Origin of the sequence: Micromonospora sp. NPDC005299 (assembly GCF_042872345.1) — a bacterium.
In the GTDB taxonomy this organism is placed as follows: Bacteria; Actinomycetota; Actinomycetes; order Mycobacteriales; family Micromonosporaceae; genus Micromonospora.
The window spans coordinates 573,255-587,651 of sequence record NZ_JBIAKG010000003.1; the positions used below are offsets into that span (position 1 = coordinate 573,255).

Sequence of the window (14,397 nt, forward strand, 5' to 3'; positions counted from 1 at the left end):
GTATTCAATTCGGCACTGCGGAGGAAAGGCTTTGGCGGAGGTCCGGCGCCCGTCCCGCCGAGGGCACCGAAGCGGGCGTCCGGTCGTACCGGACGGATAGGCTCGCGGCCGTGACCGAACCCGCGCAGCTCACCCACGTCGACCCGGCCGGCGCGGCCCGGATGGTCGACGTCTCCGCCAAGCCGGTCTCCGGCCGGCTCGCGGTCGCCGCCGGCCGGCTCCGCACCACCGCCGAGGTGGTGGAGTTGCTGCGCCGCGACGGCCTGCCCAAGGGCGACGCCCTGGCCGTCGGCCGGCTCGCCGGGATCATGGGGGCGAAGCGGACCCCCGACCTGATCCCGCTCTGCCACCCGATCGCCCTGCACGGCGTCACGGTCGACCTGCGCCTCACCGACGACACGGTCGAGATCACCGCCACGGCGAGGACCGCCGACCGGACGGGGGTCGAGATGGAGGCGCTCACCGCGGTGGCCGTCGCCGGGCTCGCCCTGGTCGACATGGTCAAGGCGGTCGACCCGGCGGCCTCCGTGGACGCGGTCCGGGTGCTGCGCAAGGAGGGCGGCAAGACCGGCGAGTGGGTCCGGCCGGAGGACCGGCCGTGATCCGGGCCCGGGTGATCGTCGCCTCCAACCGGGCGGCCGCCGGGGTCTACGCGGACACCAGCGGCCCGCTGCTCGTCGCCGGCCTGCGGGAACTGGGCTGCGAGGTCGAGGAGCCGGTCGTGGTGCCCGACGGCGAGCCGGTCGGCGCGGCGCTGCGGGCGGCCCGCGACGAGGGCGTCGACGTGGTGCTGACCAGCGGCGGGACGGGCGTCACCCCGACCGACCGCACCCCCGAGGTGACCCGCGCCCTGCTCGACTACGAGATCCCCGGCATCGCCGAGGCGATCCGGGCGCACAGCCGCGACGCGGTGCCGACGGCCGCGCTGTCGCGCGGGCTGGCCGGGGTGGCCGGTCGGATGCTGGTGGTCAACCTGCCCGGGTCGCGGGGCGGGGCGAAGGACGGGTTGGCGGTCCTCGGGCCGATCCTGCGGCACACCGTCGACCAGCTCCGCGGCGGCGACCACTGACGAGGTTTCGCGAAGCGCCCCGGGGCCGTCGGCGGCCCGGCCGGGGATAGGCTCGGCCGATGAGCACGGAAGCCGCAGCCGCCACGGTCGAGGTCGCCGCGCCGCCGCCGGCCGGGTGGGACGAGGCCCGCTCCCGGGTGTACGCGGTGGGTCTCGCCGCCGCGCTCCCCACGGTCGGCCGGCCGCTCGCCGACGCCGACGGACACACCCTGGCCGAGCCGCTGACGACGCGTACCGACCTGCCCGCGTTCCCGACCTCCAGCGTGGACGGCTGGGCGGTGCGCGGGGACGGCCCGTGGCGGGTGGTCGGCCGGGTGCTCGCCGGGCAGACCCCGTCCCCGCTGGAGGCCGCCGGCAGCACGGTGGAGATCGCCACCGGTGCGATGGTCCCCGAGGGCACGACGGCGATCCTGCGGATCGAGGAGTCGACCCGGACCGCCGACGGCCGGGTGGCCGGCACGCCCCGCCCCGCGCCGGAGTGGCGGGAGCCGGGCGAGGAGGCGTACGCGGGGGAGGAGCTGCTGCCCGCCGGCACGCCCGTCGACCCGGCGGTGATCGGCCTGGCCGCCTCCTGCGGGCACGACACCCTGCGGGTCCGCCGCCGGCCCCGCGCCGCGCTGCTGGTCTTCGGCGACGAGCTGCTGACCGCTGGTCCGCCGGGGGCCGGCCGGGTCCGGGACGCGCTCGGCCCGGCCGTGCCCTCCTGGCTGCGCCGGTACGGCTGCCAGGTGCGCCCCGCCGACGTGGTCGGTCCGGTGGCCGACACCCTCCCCGCCCACGTGGCCGCGCTGCGCGCCGCGCTCGCCGACGCCGACCTGGTCTGCACCACCGGCGGCACCATGCACGGCCCGGTCGACCACCTGCACCCGACGCTGGAGACGCTCGGCGCCGACTACGTGGTGAACACCGTGGCGGTCCGGCCGGGCTTCCCGATGCTGCTGGCCCGGCTGGTCGACGGCGACGGCCGGGTCCGCTTCGTGGCCGGTCTGCCGGGCAACCCGCAGTCCGCGGTCGTCGCGCTGGTCTCGCTGGTCGCGCCGCTGCTCGCCGGCCTGCAGGGCCGGCCGATGCCGGTGCTGCCGCAGGTCACCCTGGCCGAGCCGGTCCCCGGGCGGGGCGACCACACCCACCTCGCCCTCGTGCGGTGGGACCGGGTGGCCGGCACCGTGCACCCGGTCCGCCACGTCGGCTCGGCGATGCTGCGCGGCCTGGCCGGCGCGGACGGCTTCGCGGTGATCCGGCCGGGCACCAGCGGCGCGGCGGGCGACCGCGTGCCGCTCGTACCGCTGCCGCTGACCCCCGGGGAGCGGGCATGGTGAGTGCGCGGAGTGAGCCGGTGTTGCGAGCCCCGCAGTCGCGAACCCGGGCGGAACAGTGAGCGCGAGCCCGGAGGTGGCGAACCAGGGTGGAACGGTGAGCGTGGTGCTCGGCGCGGTGACCGAGCGGCCGCTGGACCTGGCCGCGCACGAGGCGGCGGTCGCGGACCGCCGGGCCGGCGCGGTGGTCTCGTTCCAGGGCGTGGTCCGCGACCACGACCACGGCCGCACGGTCACCCTGCTGGAGTACGAGGGCCACCCGACCGCCGAGGCCGTGCTGCGCGAGGTGGCGGCCGAGATCGCCGCCGACCCCGAGGTGTACGCGGTCGCCGTGTCGCACCGGATCGGCCCGCTGGAGATCGGCGACGTGGCCCTGGTGGCGGCGGTCAGCACCGCCCACCGGGCGGCGGCCTTCGCGGCCTGCGCGCGGCTGGTCGACGAGGTGAAGGCGCGGCTGCCGATCTGGAAGCGGCAGGTGTTCGCCGACGGCACCGAGGAGTGGGTGAACTGCCCCTGACTCCTCAGCGCCGGGCCGCGGGCTGAACCGCGCGGGCGAGCCGGTCGTGATAGAACGCGGGCTCCGCGCCGGGGCGCCAGGGCAGCGCCGCGACCAGCACGATCAGGGCGACGGCCAGGGAGTTCTCCATCAGCGCGCCGAACAGGCCGTCCTGGTAGTGCGACACCTCGGGGAGTTGGTGCTCGTACGGCCAGATCGGCGAGATCAGGAAGAGCAGGTAGAGCCCGAGCGCGCCGACCCCGTGCCGGAGCCCGGTGAGGGTCGGGTACCAGATCGGCGGGCGCAGCGCCGGCACCCCCGTGGCCGGTGGCGTGCCGGTGCCCCGGGGCAGCAGGCCGCGGCTGGCCTCGCGCCGGCGTACGGCGGCGTCGGCCAGCACGATGATCGCCGGGATGACCCAGACCAGGTGGTGCGACCAGGAGATCGGGCTGATCACGTTGGCGGTGAGCCCGACCAGCGTGAACGCGGTCAGCTCGTCGCCGTCGGCGCGCGCACTGGCCGCCCGGGACAGCCCGAGCGCCAGCATCAGCACCGCGAAGGCCAGCCAGAGCAGGCCGGGCGTCTCGATCGAGTCGTAGAGCCGGGCCAGCAGGCCGGCGAGCGACTGGTTGGCGGTCATGTCCGCCGCGCCGACCCGCTCGGTCTGCCAGAGCACGTCGGTGAAGTACGTCCGCGATTCCGCGCCGACCAGCCCGAACGTCGCCATGGTCACGCCGATGGTCGTGGCGACCGCGGTCAGCGCGGCCCGCCACTGCCGGGTGATCACCAGATATGCCAGGAACAGCGCCGGGGTGAGCTTGACCGCGGTGGCCAGTCCGATGCCGACCCCGGCCCAGGTGCCGCTGTAGACGAACCGGGCCAGCGCCGAGTCGGCGGTCTCGTAGTGGGTGCCGCGCCTGGCCCGCCAGCGCAGGCCGACCAGGTCCGCCATGATCAGCGCGAAGAGCAGCAGGTTGACCTGGCCGTAGCCGAGGGTCTCCCGGGACGGCTCGATGGCCACGGCCAGCGGGGTGGCGATGCCGACGGTGAACCAGAGCGACCAGCCCAGCCGGTCGACGATGGGGCGCAGCAGCGCGGCCAGCACGACGGCGAGCGCGGCGATGCTGGCCAGGACGTTGAGCCAGCCGGCGGCGTCGACCGGCAGCCAGGACATCGGCAGCATGGCGAGGCCGGCGAACGGCGGGTAGGTGAAGCCCAGGGTGGTGGAGGGGGCGATGAAGTCGTACAGTTCGTTGCCGCTCGCCCACCACACCACGGCACCGTGGTAGATCTTCATGTCGAAGAAGTTGTACGGCCGCCCGAAGGCGCCGATGGCGAGCCACGCGGCGTAGGCGACGGCGGCCACGGTGCCGGTCCGCACGACGGTTCGGCGATCGATCCCCCGCGTGGCCCGCTGGAGGGGAGCGAGGCGGCCCATCCGTCTACCGACTGTCGTCGGCATGGCGTGGCCACCCCCGTACCAAGGTCGTCCTGCCCGTCCAGGTCCAGCACGGAGCCTAGAACGGCGCCTCACGTTGCTGCCTCCCGCGTTACGCGACCGTGTCCGATCCCACACGTGTTTTTGACATTTCCACCGCGTTAACGGGTCTCGGGCGGTTCAGGTGATTGGTGGCCTTGCGGGGGGTGGAGGCCGTATTGATGCAGGTCAGCCGGGGATTCGGCGGGCGGTGGCCGCCGAGCGTACGGCGATCTTCGCCTCCCGGCGGGCGGTACGGACCGCGCGCTTCACGGAGCGGCGCGAGTGGTTGATCCGGTGGCCGGTGCGCCAGCGGAGCCCCGGCTTGCCCTCGGTGTCGGCGGCGGCGAGGAGGAGACCCCCGAAGAGCCCGAGGTTCTTCAGGAAGTGGATCTGGTTGTTGTTCCGCGCCGCCGGGTCGTCGTTGTTCCAGAAGGGATGGCCGGCCGCGGTGGTCGGCACGAGGGTGGCGGCGAGGACGAGCGCGGCCGGCCGGGTGAACCTGCCGGTCGCCAGCATCAGCCCGGCGACCAACTGGGTGGCCGAGTTGGCCCGGACCAGGGTCGCCGTGTCGGTGGGGATGCGGGGGTTGATGTTCTGGAGCAGCGGCGTGACCTTGTCGGTGATCGGCTGCGCGGCCGGGACCAGCCGTCCCGGATTCCGCAGGTTGCGGGCGCCGCTGACCACGAAGATGCCGCTCAACATGACGCGGGCGAGGGAGCGCACGGGCTTCATGGCTCAGTCATACCCTGTCGCGGCCCCCGCCACCCCTGCAACACCCGAAAGGGATCGGCCGACATGGACGTCCGGAGAGTACCGATTTCAGCGACCGTCGCGGATGGACCGGCTCTGGGCGGTAAGGTCGCGCGGGTGACGACCCTGCGACTCCGACCCGAGGACCCGGCGGACGAGGAGCCGGTCGCCCGGGTGCTGGCCACCGCTTTCGCCCGCCCCGACGTGGCCACCCCGCCCGAGGTGGGGCTGGTCGAGGACCTGCGGCGCAGCGACGCCTGGATCCCGGAGCTGGCCATCGTCGCCGAGTACGGCGGTGAGGTGGTGGGCTACGCGCTGCTCACCCGGGTGCGGGTGCGCACCGACGGTGGCGCGTGGCCGGCGCTGGCGCTCGGCCCGGTTGCGGTGGCCCCGCACCGGCAGCGGATCGGGCACGGCGGCGCGGCCGTGCAGGCCGCCCTCGACGCCGCGACCGAGCTGGGCGAGCGGCTCGTGGTGGTGCTGGGCGACCCGGCGTACTACCGCCGGTTCGGGTTCGGCCGGGCGGACCGGCTGGGGCTGACCAGCCCGTGGTCGGGCCTGGGTGAGCCGTGGCAGGCGCTGGTGCTGCCGCCGTCCACCAGCGACGAGCCGCCGCCCCCGGCCGGGGAGGTCGTCTTCCCGCCGCCCTGGTCGAAGGTCTGATCCGCGGTCAGGCCGGCTGGGTGCGCAGGTAGCGGCCGAAGTGCGGGACGGTGAAGGCGACCGTGCCCCGCTCGCCCGAGTAGATCAGGCCCTTCTTGATCAGCGCGTCCCGGGCCGGCGAGAGGCTGGCCGGCTTGCGACCGAGCGCCCGCGCGATCTCCGCGGTGGGCACCGCCGCGTCCATGTCGTCGCGGCCGCCCTCCTCCCCGTCCACCAGCGCGAGCGTCGCCATGGCACGCATGTACTCGCGCTCGGCCGGCGTGGCCCGCTCGAACCGCGAGCCGAAGAAGCCCACCGCCAGCTCCGCCTCCGCCTCGGGCGCGGCGACCCGGACGTCCGCGGCGGTGACCGGCGAGCGGGGCGCATGGTCCCAGGTGGCCTTCCCGTACGCCTGGACGAAGTACGGGTAGCCGCCGGACTTCTCGTAGAGCAGGTCGAGGGCCTTCTGCTCGTACTCGACCTCCTCCCGCTCGGCCGGGGCGCAGAGCGCCTGGTCGGCGGCGATCCGGTCGAGCCGGTCGATCCGCTGGTAGCGGAAGAGCCGCTCGGAGTACGACTTCGCGGCGCTCAGCACGGCCGGCAGGTGCGGCAGCCCGGCGCCCACCACGATCAGCGTCGCGCCGAGCTGGGACAGCTCGTGGCAGGCGGCGCAGAGCGCGGAGACGTCCTCCGCGCCGAGGTCCTGCATCTCGTCGATGAAGATCGCGACGCCGGTGCCCACGTCGGTGGCCACCGCGGCGGCGTCGGTGAGCAGCTCGACCAGGTCGATCTCAATGTCGCCGGAGTCGGCCCGGCCGCTGCTGGCCGGCACGTCGATGCCGGGCTGCCAGCGGTCGCGCAGCTTCGGGGCGGCACCGCCGCGCCCGGCCGGGGCGGCGCGCTGGGCGAACGCCTTCAGCACCCCGAGGAAGGCGTCGATCCGGTCGGGGGCGCGGTGTCGGGGGGCCAGCTCGCGGACCGCCATGTGCAGCGCGGCGGCGACCGGCCGGCGCAGCGACTGGTCGGGCCGGGCCTCGATCTTGCCGGTGCCCCACAGGTGATTGATGGCCTGCGAGCGCAGGGTGTTGAGCAGGACGGTCTTGCCGACGCCGCGCAGCCCGGTCAGCATCAGGCTGCGTTCCGGCCGGCCGCGGGCGATCCGCTCCAGCACCACGTCGAAGACGTCCAGCTCCCGCCCCCGCCCGGCGAGTTCGGGCGGGCGCTGACCGGCGCCGGGGGCGTACGGGTTGCGGACCGGATCCACGAATCGCACAGTATCGGGCCGTCTAGCGGCGGGGCTAGACATGCGTAGATGCGACTACCGCGTGTCGGGTGTCGAGACAAAACTAGGGCTGTCTAGCGTGGATGCTAGACAGCCCTAGTTTTGGCTACCGGGTCCTACCGGCGCTTGAGGCAGAGCACGAAGTCAAGGGTGTCGAGCCGGCTGTCGAAGAAGTACCAGTCGGTGTAGCCCTCGACCTTGGCGCACTTCGACTCGGCGTCCTTCTTGCCGCTGGTCGACCCGTCGATGCGGCGCAGCACCTGGTAGGTCTTCGCGGCGCACTCGGTGATCACCAGCTTCGGCTCGGCGGAGCCGCCCTCGTTGGCGACGCACTGGCCCGCCTTCACGAAGCGCGGGTCGGTCGAGGAGGCCGGGGCCGGCGGGGTGGTGGGCGCCTCGGCCGGCGCGCTCGCGGCCCCGGTCGGGCCGGCCGGTGCAGAGGTGGCGGCCGTCCCGCCCGTGCTCGCGTCGTCCCGGCCGAGCATCCAGTAGGCCCCCGCGCCGCCGAGCAGCAGCACCGCCAGCACGACCAGGACCACGAGCAGCGGCCCCTTGCCGCGCTTCGGCGGCGTCGGCTCGGCGTACGGCGGCTGGCTGCCGTAGCCCGGATCCGCCGGGTAGCCCTGGTAGGGCGGGGCGGCCGGCGGCGGGCCGGCGTTCCAGGCGGGGGCCGGCTCGTAGCGCTGGGTCGACTGGTCGTAGCGCTGGGCGGGCGGCTCGTAGTGCGGGCCGGGTGGCTCGTAGTGCGGGGCGGGCGGCTCGTACTGCCGGGTCGGCGGCTCGCCCCAGTCGCCCTGCTGCCCGCCGTAGCCCGGGTCGTAGCGCGGATCGGCCGGCGGAGCGTAGCCGTCGTCGGGGCGCCGTCCACCCCACGGCTCGGGGGAGCCGCCGCCCGGTGGTCCGAAGTTCGACATGAACGCCCTCCTGCGTACGCCAGTGCTGAGAGGCCGGCCACCAACAGGGGACGCCGACGCCGTGGTCACCGTAGCGTGGTCCACCGATGAGCTCACGCCCCACGAGTGCGACGCCCGCCGTCGACCACGCTGCCCCCCCGGCCCGGCCCGCCCTGATCTGGACGGCGCTGGTCCTGGTCTACGTGCTCTGGGGCTCGACGTACCTGGGCATCCGGGTCGCGGTCGAGTCCCTGCCGCCGCTCACCTCCGCCGCGATGCGGTTCGCCGCCGCCGCGGCGGTGCTCGCTCTGGTGCTGCGGCTGCGCCGCGGGCCGGGGGCGCTCCGCGTCGATTGGCGGCAGCTCGGCTCGGCCGCGCTGGTCGGGGTGCTGCTGCTGGCCGGCGGCAACGGCCTCGTGGTGCTCGCCGAGTCCGGCCCGGAGGGGACCGCGCTGCCCTCCGGCATTGCCGCACTGCTGGTGGCCACCGTCCCGCTCCTCGTGGTGCTGCTGCGGACGGTCGGCGGCGACCGGCCCCGGCCGTGGACCTTCGCCGGCGTCGCCCTCGGCTTCGTCGGTCTCGTGCTGCTCGTCCTGCCGAGCGGTGGGTCGGGGAGTGTGCCGCTGGCCGGCGCGCTGACCGTCGTGGCGGGGGCGGTCAGCTGGTCGGTCGGCTCCTACCTCTCCGGCCGGATCCGGATGCCGGACAACCCGTTCGTGGCCACCGTCTACGAGATGGTCGGCGGCGCGGTGGCGCTCGCCGTGATCGCCACCGTCCGGGGCGAGCTGCACGGCTTCTCCCCAGCCCAGGTGACCGGCCGCTCCTGGGCGGCGCTGGCCTACCTCATGGTGGCCGGCTCGCTGGTCGCCTTCACCGCGTACGTCTGGCTGCTGGCCCACGCCCCGATCTCCCTGGTCTCCACCTACGCGTACGTGAACCCGGCGGTCGCGGTGGCGCTCGGCGCGCTGTTCGTCGCCGAGCCGGTGACCGCGCAGGTGCTGCTCGGCGGCGCGGTGATCGTGGCCGGCGTCGCCGTGGTGGTGAGCACCGAGCGTCCGCGCCGGCCGGCGGCACGACCCGTCGACGGGGCAGCCGCGGAGCCGGCCCGCCGGTAACGTTCCGGCCCGTGTCGGCCGGGCTGGTGACGGGTGCCGCGCTCCTCGGCGCGCTGGCCGGCGGGGCCGCGGTTCCGCTGGCCCGGCTTTGTGGCGCGCCGACCGTTGCCGACCAGGGCAGCCGCGGCAGCAGGCTCGGGCTGACCCTGGCCGGAGCGTTGGTCTTCGGCGGGCTCGCCGCCGCGCGAGGCCGCGACCCGGCGTTGCCGGCGATCCTGGCGGTGGCGGCGGTCGGGCTGGTGCTCGCCCTCGTGGACCTCGACTGCCTGCGACTGCCCGACCCGCTGGTGGCCGCTGCGGCGGCAGCGGGCGGGCTCGGCCTGGTCGGGGCGGCGCTGGCCGCCGGCACACCCGGCCGGCTGCTGGCCGCCCTGGCGGGCGCCGCCGTCTCCCTCGCCGGCTACGTGCTGCTCGCCCTGCTCCCCCGGTCGCAGCTCGGCTTCGGCGACGTCAAGCTCGCCACCGCGCTCGGCCTGCCGCTCGGCTGGCTCGGCTGGCCGACCCTGGGCCTCGGGCTGCTCCTTCCGCACCTGCTGAACGGGGTGATCGTCGTCGCCCTGCTCGCCGCCCGCCGGGTCCGCCGGGACACCGCCGTCCCGTTCGGCCCGGCGATCCTCACCGGCGCCTGGCTGGCGGTCCTGCTCGCGTGACCGTTCCGCTCGCCACGCCGCCGTTCAGATCAGGCGGAGCTGGCGGTCGCGGGGGCGGCGGGGTTCGGTGTCGCCGAAGCGCTCGAACAGGCCCGGGTCGATCACGTCGAGGAACGGGGACGGGCGGCACTCGCGTTCCGACCCGTGCCGCGTACGCCGCGCCGCGTGGCTCACGTAGAGCCGGTCCTGGGCCCGGGTCAGCCCGACGAAGAAGAGCCGCCGTTCCTCGGCCACCGCGTCGTCGTCCGGTTCCTGCCCGGGCCAGCGCAGCGGCAGCAGCCCGTCCTCGGCGCCGACCAGGAAGACCGCCGGGAACTCCAGCCCCTTCGCCGCGTGCAGGGTGAGCAGGGTGACCGCCTCGGCGCGCGGGTCGAGGGCGTCCACCTCCGCGCCGGTCGCCAGTTGGGAGAGGAACAGCCCGAGGTCGTCGCCGCAGCGCCGGGCCAGCGGGGTGAGCAGGTCGACCGCGGTGCGGACGTCCTCGGGGCGTACCGCGCCGGAGCCGTCGAGGGTCGGCACGGCGAAGCGCTCCGCCAGCAGTTGACCGGCCAGCCGTACGCGGGCGGTCAGAGAACCGTCGAGCCCGGCGTGCCGCAACTCGCGGGCGATGGCGCTCACTCCCGGCCGGTCGCGCAGGCGGTCGTGCGAGCGCTTCTGCACGGGGATGTTCGCCCGGGCCAGCGCGTCCACGATCGGCGCGGCCTGCGAGTCGGTGCGGTAGAGCACCGCGATGTCGGAGAAGGACAGCGAGGTGGCCCGCCCGTCGATCCGACCCGAGTCGAGCGAACGGTGGGAGAGGCCGCCGACCAGGTCGTCGATGGTGCGTACCAGGAAATCGGCCTCGTCCGCGACGGAGGTCGCGGCGTAGCGACCGACCAGCGGGGCCTCCGGGTCGAGCCGGGCCGGGTCGAGGCGGCGGCCGCGGACCAGCGACGACGGCGCGATGGCCTGCACGGCGGCAGCAAGGATCGGCGCCGACGAGCGGTAGTTACGGTTCAGCCGGACCAGTCGGGCGTCGGTGAAGTCCTGGGAGAAGCGCAGGAAGTAGCCGACGTCCGCGCCCCGGAACGAGTAGATCGCCTGGTCGGGGTCGCCGATCGCGCAGAGGTTGCCGTCGGCGGGGCTGAGCAGCCGGAGCAGGTCGTACTGGACGGCGTCGACGTCCTGGTACTCGTCGACGAAAATCCACTTCCAGCGCTCGCGGTACTCCCGCACCAGCTTCCGGTCGGCCCTCAGCAGCGCCACCGGCAGGGTGAGCAGCTCGTCCAGGTCGACCAGGTCCCGCTTCCGCAGCAGCGCGGCGTACCGCTCGTCGTCCTCGCCGGCCTCCGCGCGGGCCGCGGCCCGCTCGGCGTCGTCGGCGATCCGGAAGTCCGCCGGCAACCCCGCGGCCTGCGCGTTCTCCCGCAGGATGGTCAGGCCCAGCGAGTGGAAGGTGCCGACGGTGACGTCCTCGGCCACCGGGCCGAGCAGCCCGTCCAGCCGGTGCCGCAGCTCCTCCGCGGCCCGCCGGGTGAAGGTGATCGCCAGGCACTGCTCCGGGAAGACGTTCAGCTCCGCGCAGAGGTACGCGATCCGGTGGGTCAGCGTCCGGGTCTTGCCGGTCCCCGGTCCGGCCACGATGAGCAGCGGGCCGCCCGGCGCCGAGGCGGCCACCCGCTGCATCGCGTCGAGCCGGTCCAGCAGCCCCGTGCCGACCTCCTCCATCCCGGCGAGCATCGGCTCGAACGGCTCGTGCGGGGAGGGCGCCGGCGCGATCGGTGGTGGGGGCGGCGTTGCGGGCTTGCGCTTCGGCTCGGCCTTGGCCGCCGCCGGGCGCCGGGCCTTGGGCTTCGGCGCCGGCTCCGCGGGCTTCCGCTGCGCGGGCACGGCCACGGGTACGTCGAAGAGCGTGTCCTGGCCGGCGCCCCCGCTCGACGACCCCAGCTCGGCCGGGTCGAAGAGGGTGATCACGCCGTACTCGCCGTCGTAGCCGGGGACCCGGCGCACCTCGCCGCGGCGCAGCCGGCCGATGCCCTCGGCCAGCAGCTCACCTCCGACCCGGCCGATCTCGTCCAGCGGGGTACGGGTGAGGATGTCCAGCTCCGGGCCGAGCGCGGCGACCAGCTCGTGGAGCTTCCCCTCGACCTTCTTGGAGCGGGCGCCCACCTTGTTCAGCTCGCCGAGGATCTCGGCCAGCGGCACCAGGTGGGTCACCTCCCGGGCGTGCGCCGGCCGGTGCCCCTCGGGCCGGTCGGCCAACTCCGCCACCCGGCTCAGTACGCCCACCGTCAGCGGCTTCCCGCACTCCGGGCAGCGCCCGCCGGCCTCCCGGGTGCGCTCCGGGGACCAGTTCACCCCGCAGAGCCGGTGCCCGTCGGCGTGGTACTTGCCCTCCTCCGGGAAGAACTCGATGGTGCCGGCCAGCCCGTCGCCGGTGCGCAGCGCCTCGCGGATGGCGAAGTAGTCGCGGGCCGAGTCGAGGACGGTGGCCTCCCGGGCCAGCGCCGGAGGTGAGTGCGCGTCCGAGTTCGACACCAGCTGGTAGCGGTCCAGGCTGCCGACCCGCCAGTTCATCTCGGGGTCGGAGGAGAGGCCGGTCTCCACTGCGAAGATGTGCTCGGCCAGGTCGGCGTAGCAGTCGGCGATGGCGTCGAAGCCGGACTTCGAGCCGAGCGCGGAGAACCAGGGCGTCCAGATGTGCGCCGGCACCAGGAAGCCGTCCGGGCTGGCCTCCAGGGTGATCTCCAGCAGGTCGCGGGAGTCCAGCCCGAGGATCGGCCGGCCGTCCGAGCCCAGGTTGCCGATCCGCCCCAGCGCGGCGTTGAACCGGGCCACCGCGTCCAGGTCCGGCAGGTAGATCAGGTGGTGCACCTTCCGGGTCCGGTCGTCCCGCTTGTAGATCGTGGAAATCTCCACGCTGAGCATGAACCGGACCGGGTCCGCCTCCGCCGCGCTGGCCAGCCGCGGCGGCAGCCGCCGGGCGATGTCCCGCTCCGCCTCGGGGCTCAGCCGGTAGAGGCCGGGCTCGGCCGGGTGCAGGGTCTCGCGCAGGTGGTCGTACCAGGCGGGGTGGGTGAAGTCGCCGGTGCCGAGCACGCCGATGCCCTTGCGTCGGGCCCACCAGCCGAGGTTCGGCAGGGTCAGGTCACGGCTGCACGCGCGCGAGTACTTCGAGTGGATGTGCAGATCCGCGACGAACGGCGGGAGGCCACCGGGGGGTACGGCGCTGAACGGAGGCACGCCGCATCCTGTCACGCCCGGTCCCCCGGCCGCCCGCCGCCACGCGTACGCGTGACGTGAGCAATGCGGTGCTGGACCGGGCTGCCGGGACGCGCTATGGGGCGCGCAGCTCGACCAGGGTCACCTGCGGCGGCGCGCCCACCCGGACCGGCGGGCCCCAGAAGCCGGCGCCGTTGGTCACGTAGACCTTGGTGCCGTCCACCTCGCCCAGACCGGAGACCACCGGCTGCTGGAGCTTCACCAGCAGGTTGAACGGCGCCATCTGGCCGCCGTGGGTGTGCCCGGAGAGCTGGAGGTCCACGCCGAACTTCGCCGCCTCGTGCGCGGCCACCGGCTGGTGGGCCAGCAGCACCACGGGGCGGCCCGGGTCGCGGTCGCCGAGGGCGGCGGCGTAGTCGGCGGGGGCGGCCAGCCCGGTGCCGGTGGCCGTGACGTCGTTGACCCCGGCCAGGTCGAGCACGCCGCCCCGGGCCCGGATCTCCTGGCGCTCGTTCTGGAGCACCCGCAGGCCGAGCCGGTCCACCTCGCGCACCCACTCCTCCACCCCGGAGTAGTACTCGTGGTTGCCGGTGACGAAGAAGCTGCCGTAACGGGAGCGCAGGTCGCGCAGCGGTTCCGCGGCCGTGCCCAACTCGGCCACCGAGCCGTCGACCAGGTCGCCGACGACCGCCACCAGGTCGGCGTCAAGCTTGTTGATCATCGCGACGATCCGCTCGGTGTGCGACCGGCCGCGCAGCGGCCCGAGGTGGATGTCCGAGACGGTGGCGATGCGCAGCCGGTCCATGGCGCGGGGCAGCCTGGCCAGCGGGATCTGCACCCGGTCCAGTCGGGGCGGTCCCATCGCGGTGCCGACGCCGTACCCGGTGACGCCCGCGGCGGTGAGCCCGGCGAAGATGGCGGCCCCCCGGGCCAGCAGCAACCGGCGGGACGGGTCGTGGTCCGGCGGGCCCCCGGCGGGGCTGCCGCCGTCCTGCGGAGCGCCGGCCGGCGGCTCGGCGGACCCGGCGGGCTCCGCCACCGCCACGGGCGACGGCTCCGCCAGCGCGACGGGTGACGTGGACGCGGGGCCGGCCGTCGCCGGTTCGGCGACGCCGGCGGCAGAGGCGTCCGCGCGGTTGGTGCCGCCCGCCGGCACCGGCGACGGCGCGATCGCCGCGCCGGTCGCGGCCCGCTCGCGGCGGCGCAGCACCAGCTTCGCCACCGCCATGGGCACTTCCAGCACCAGCAGCAGCACGAGCAGGTAGAACATCAGGGCCAGCCACAGATAGCCCGGCCAGGCCAGCCAGTCGGAGCCGCTGCGGGTGCCCGCCATGGTCGCCGGCACCAGCAGCGCCAGCAGCAGCGCGACCACCCCGCCGGCCTTCCGCAGCCGGCCCGGCCGGGTGGTGTCCCGCACCAGCCGCTTCCACAGGTAGAGGTGGATCAGGGCGATGACGAGCACAGCGAAGCCCAGGAACGACGCCATCGCCAACACGGGAGCCT

13 protein-coding genes are annotated in these 14,397 nt (G+C 75.1%); 7 read left to right on the plus strand and 6 right to left on the minus strand.

Annotated elements, in window-relative coordinates; genetic code table 11:
* Positions 1–110 precede the first annotated feature (110 nt).
* From moaC to ACFYPD_RS12160, 4 genes are all read left to right on the plus strand, one after another.
* Complete coding sequence (moaC, locus tag ACFYPD_RS12145) at positions 111–602, plus strand: cyclic pyranopterin monophosphate synthase MoaC (protein WP_189197574.1); 492 nt, start codon at positions 111–113, stop codon at positions 600–602.
* Positions 599–1,069: a molybdenum cofactor biosynthesis protein B gene (locus ACFYPD_RS12150; protein ID WP_387111887.1), complete on the plus strand. Its 471-nt coding sequence runs from the start codon at positions 599–601 to the stop codon at positions 1,067–1,069. Before moaC ends, ACFYPD_RS12150 begins: the two co-directional genes overlap by 4 nt.
* Before the next feature lie 59 nt (positions 1,070–1,128).
* Positions 1,129–2,388 carry a molybdopterin molybdotransferase MoeA gene (locus ACFYPD_RS12155; RefSeq protein ID WP_387111890.1) on the plus strand — a complete coding sequence of 420 codons (1,260 nt, stop codon included), beginning with the start codon at positions 1,129–1,131 and terminating at the stop codon, positions 2,386–2,388.
* Between the two features lie 94 nt (positions 2,389–2,482).
* On the plus strand, positions 2,483–2,902 hold the full coding sequence (locus ACFYPD_RS12160) for a molybdenum cofactor biosynthesis protein MoaE (RefSeq protein ID WP_387112385.1): 420 nt from the start codon (positions 2,483–2,485) through the stop codon (positions 2,900–2,902).
* 4 nt (positions 2,903–2,906) lie between these two features.
* On the opposite strand, the gene ACFYPD_RS12165 is transcribed toward ACFYPD_RS12160, so the two are convergent.
* Both ACFYPD_RS12165 and ACFYPD_RS12170 read right to left on the minus strand, forming a co-directional pair.
* Positions 2,907–4,343, minus strand: coding sequence for a glycosyltransferase 87 family protein (locus tag ACFYPD_RS12165; protein WP_387111893.1), 1,437 nt, complete (start codon positions 4,341–4,343; stop codon positions 2,907–2,909).
* Positions 4,344–4,547: 204 nt separating this feature from the next.
* Positions 4,548–5,093, minus strand: coding sequence for a DoxX family protein (locus ACFYPD_RS12170; protein ID WP_151464465.1), 546 nt, complete (start codon positions 5,091–5,093; stop codon positions 4,548–4,550).
* 135 nt (positions 5,094–5,228) lie between these two features.
* Here ACFYPD_RS12170 and ACFYPD_RS12175 point away from each other — a divergent pair, with 135 nt between their 5' ends.
* On the plus strand, positions 5,229–5,774 hold the full coding sequence (locus ACFYPD_RS12175; protein ID WP_387111896.1) for a GNAT family N-acetyltransferase: 546 nt from the start codon (positions 5,229–5,231) through the stop codon (positions 5,772–5,774).
* 7 nt (positions 5,775–5,781) lie between these two features.
* Here the strand turns inward: ACFYPD_RS12175 and ACFYPD_RS12180 are convergent, their stop codons facing one another.
* Positions 5,782–7,017, minus strand: coding sequence for an AAA family ATPase (locus ACFYPD_RS12180; protein WP_387111899.1), 1,236 nt, complete (start codon positions 7,015–7,017; stop codon positions 5,782–5,784).
* A gap of 134 nt (positions 7,018–7,151) precedes the next feature.
* Entirely contained in the window at positions 7,152–7,949 is a 798-nt protein-coding gene (locus ACFYPD_RS12185) for a flagellar basal body protein FliL (RefSeq protein ID WP_387111902.1), read from the minus strand.
* A gap of 86 nt (positions 7,950–8,035) precedes the next feature.
* Here ACFYPD_RS12185 and ACFYPD_RS12190 point away from each other — a divergent pair, with 86 nt between their 5' ends.
* Together ACFYPD_RS12190 and ACFYPD_RS12195 are read left to right on the plus strand one after the other, a co-directional pair.
* The gene (locus ACFYPD_RS12190; protein WP_387111905.1) at positions 8,036–9,043 is read left to right on the plus strand and encodes an EamA family transporter; all 1,008 of its coding nucleotides are present in this window, start codon (positions 8,036–8,038) and stop codon (positions 9,041–9,043) included.
* Between the two features lie 11 nt (positions 9,044–9,054).
* Positions 9,055–9,693, plus strand: coding sequence for a prepilin peptidase (locus tag ACFYPD_RS12195; RefSeq protein WP_387111908.1), 639 nt, complete (start codon positions 9,055–9,057; stop codon positions 9,691–9,693).
* 24 nt (positions 9,694–9,717) lie between these two features.
* On the opposite strand, the gene ACFYPD_RS12200 is transcribed toward ACFYPD_RS12195, so the two are convergent.
* Entirely contained in the window at positions 9,718–12,915 is a 3,198-nt protein-coding gene (locus tag ACFYPD_RS12200; RefSeq protein WP_387111910.1) for a UvrD-helicase domain-containing protein, read from the minus strand.
* A gap of 94 nt (positions 12,916–13,009) precedes the next feature.
* On the minus strand, positions 13,010–14,389 hold the full coding sequence (locus ACFYPD_RS12205) for a metallophosphoesterase (RefSeq protein WP_387111912.1): 1,380 nt from the start codon (positions 14,387–14,389) through the stop codon (positions 13,010–13,012).
* Positions 14,390–14,397: the final 8 nt, after the last annotated feature.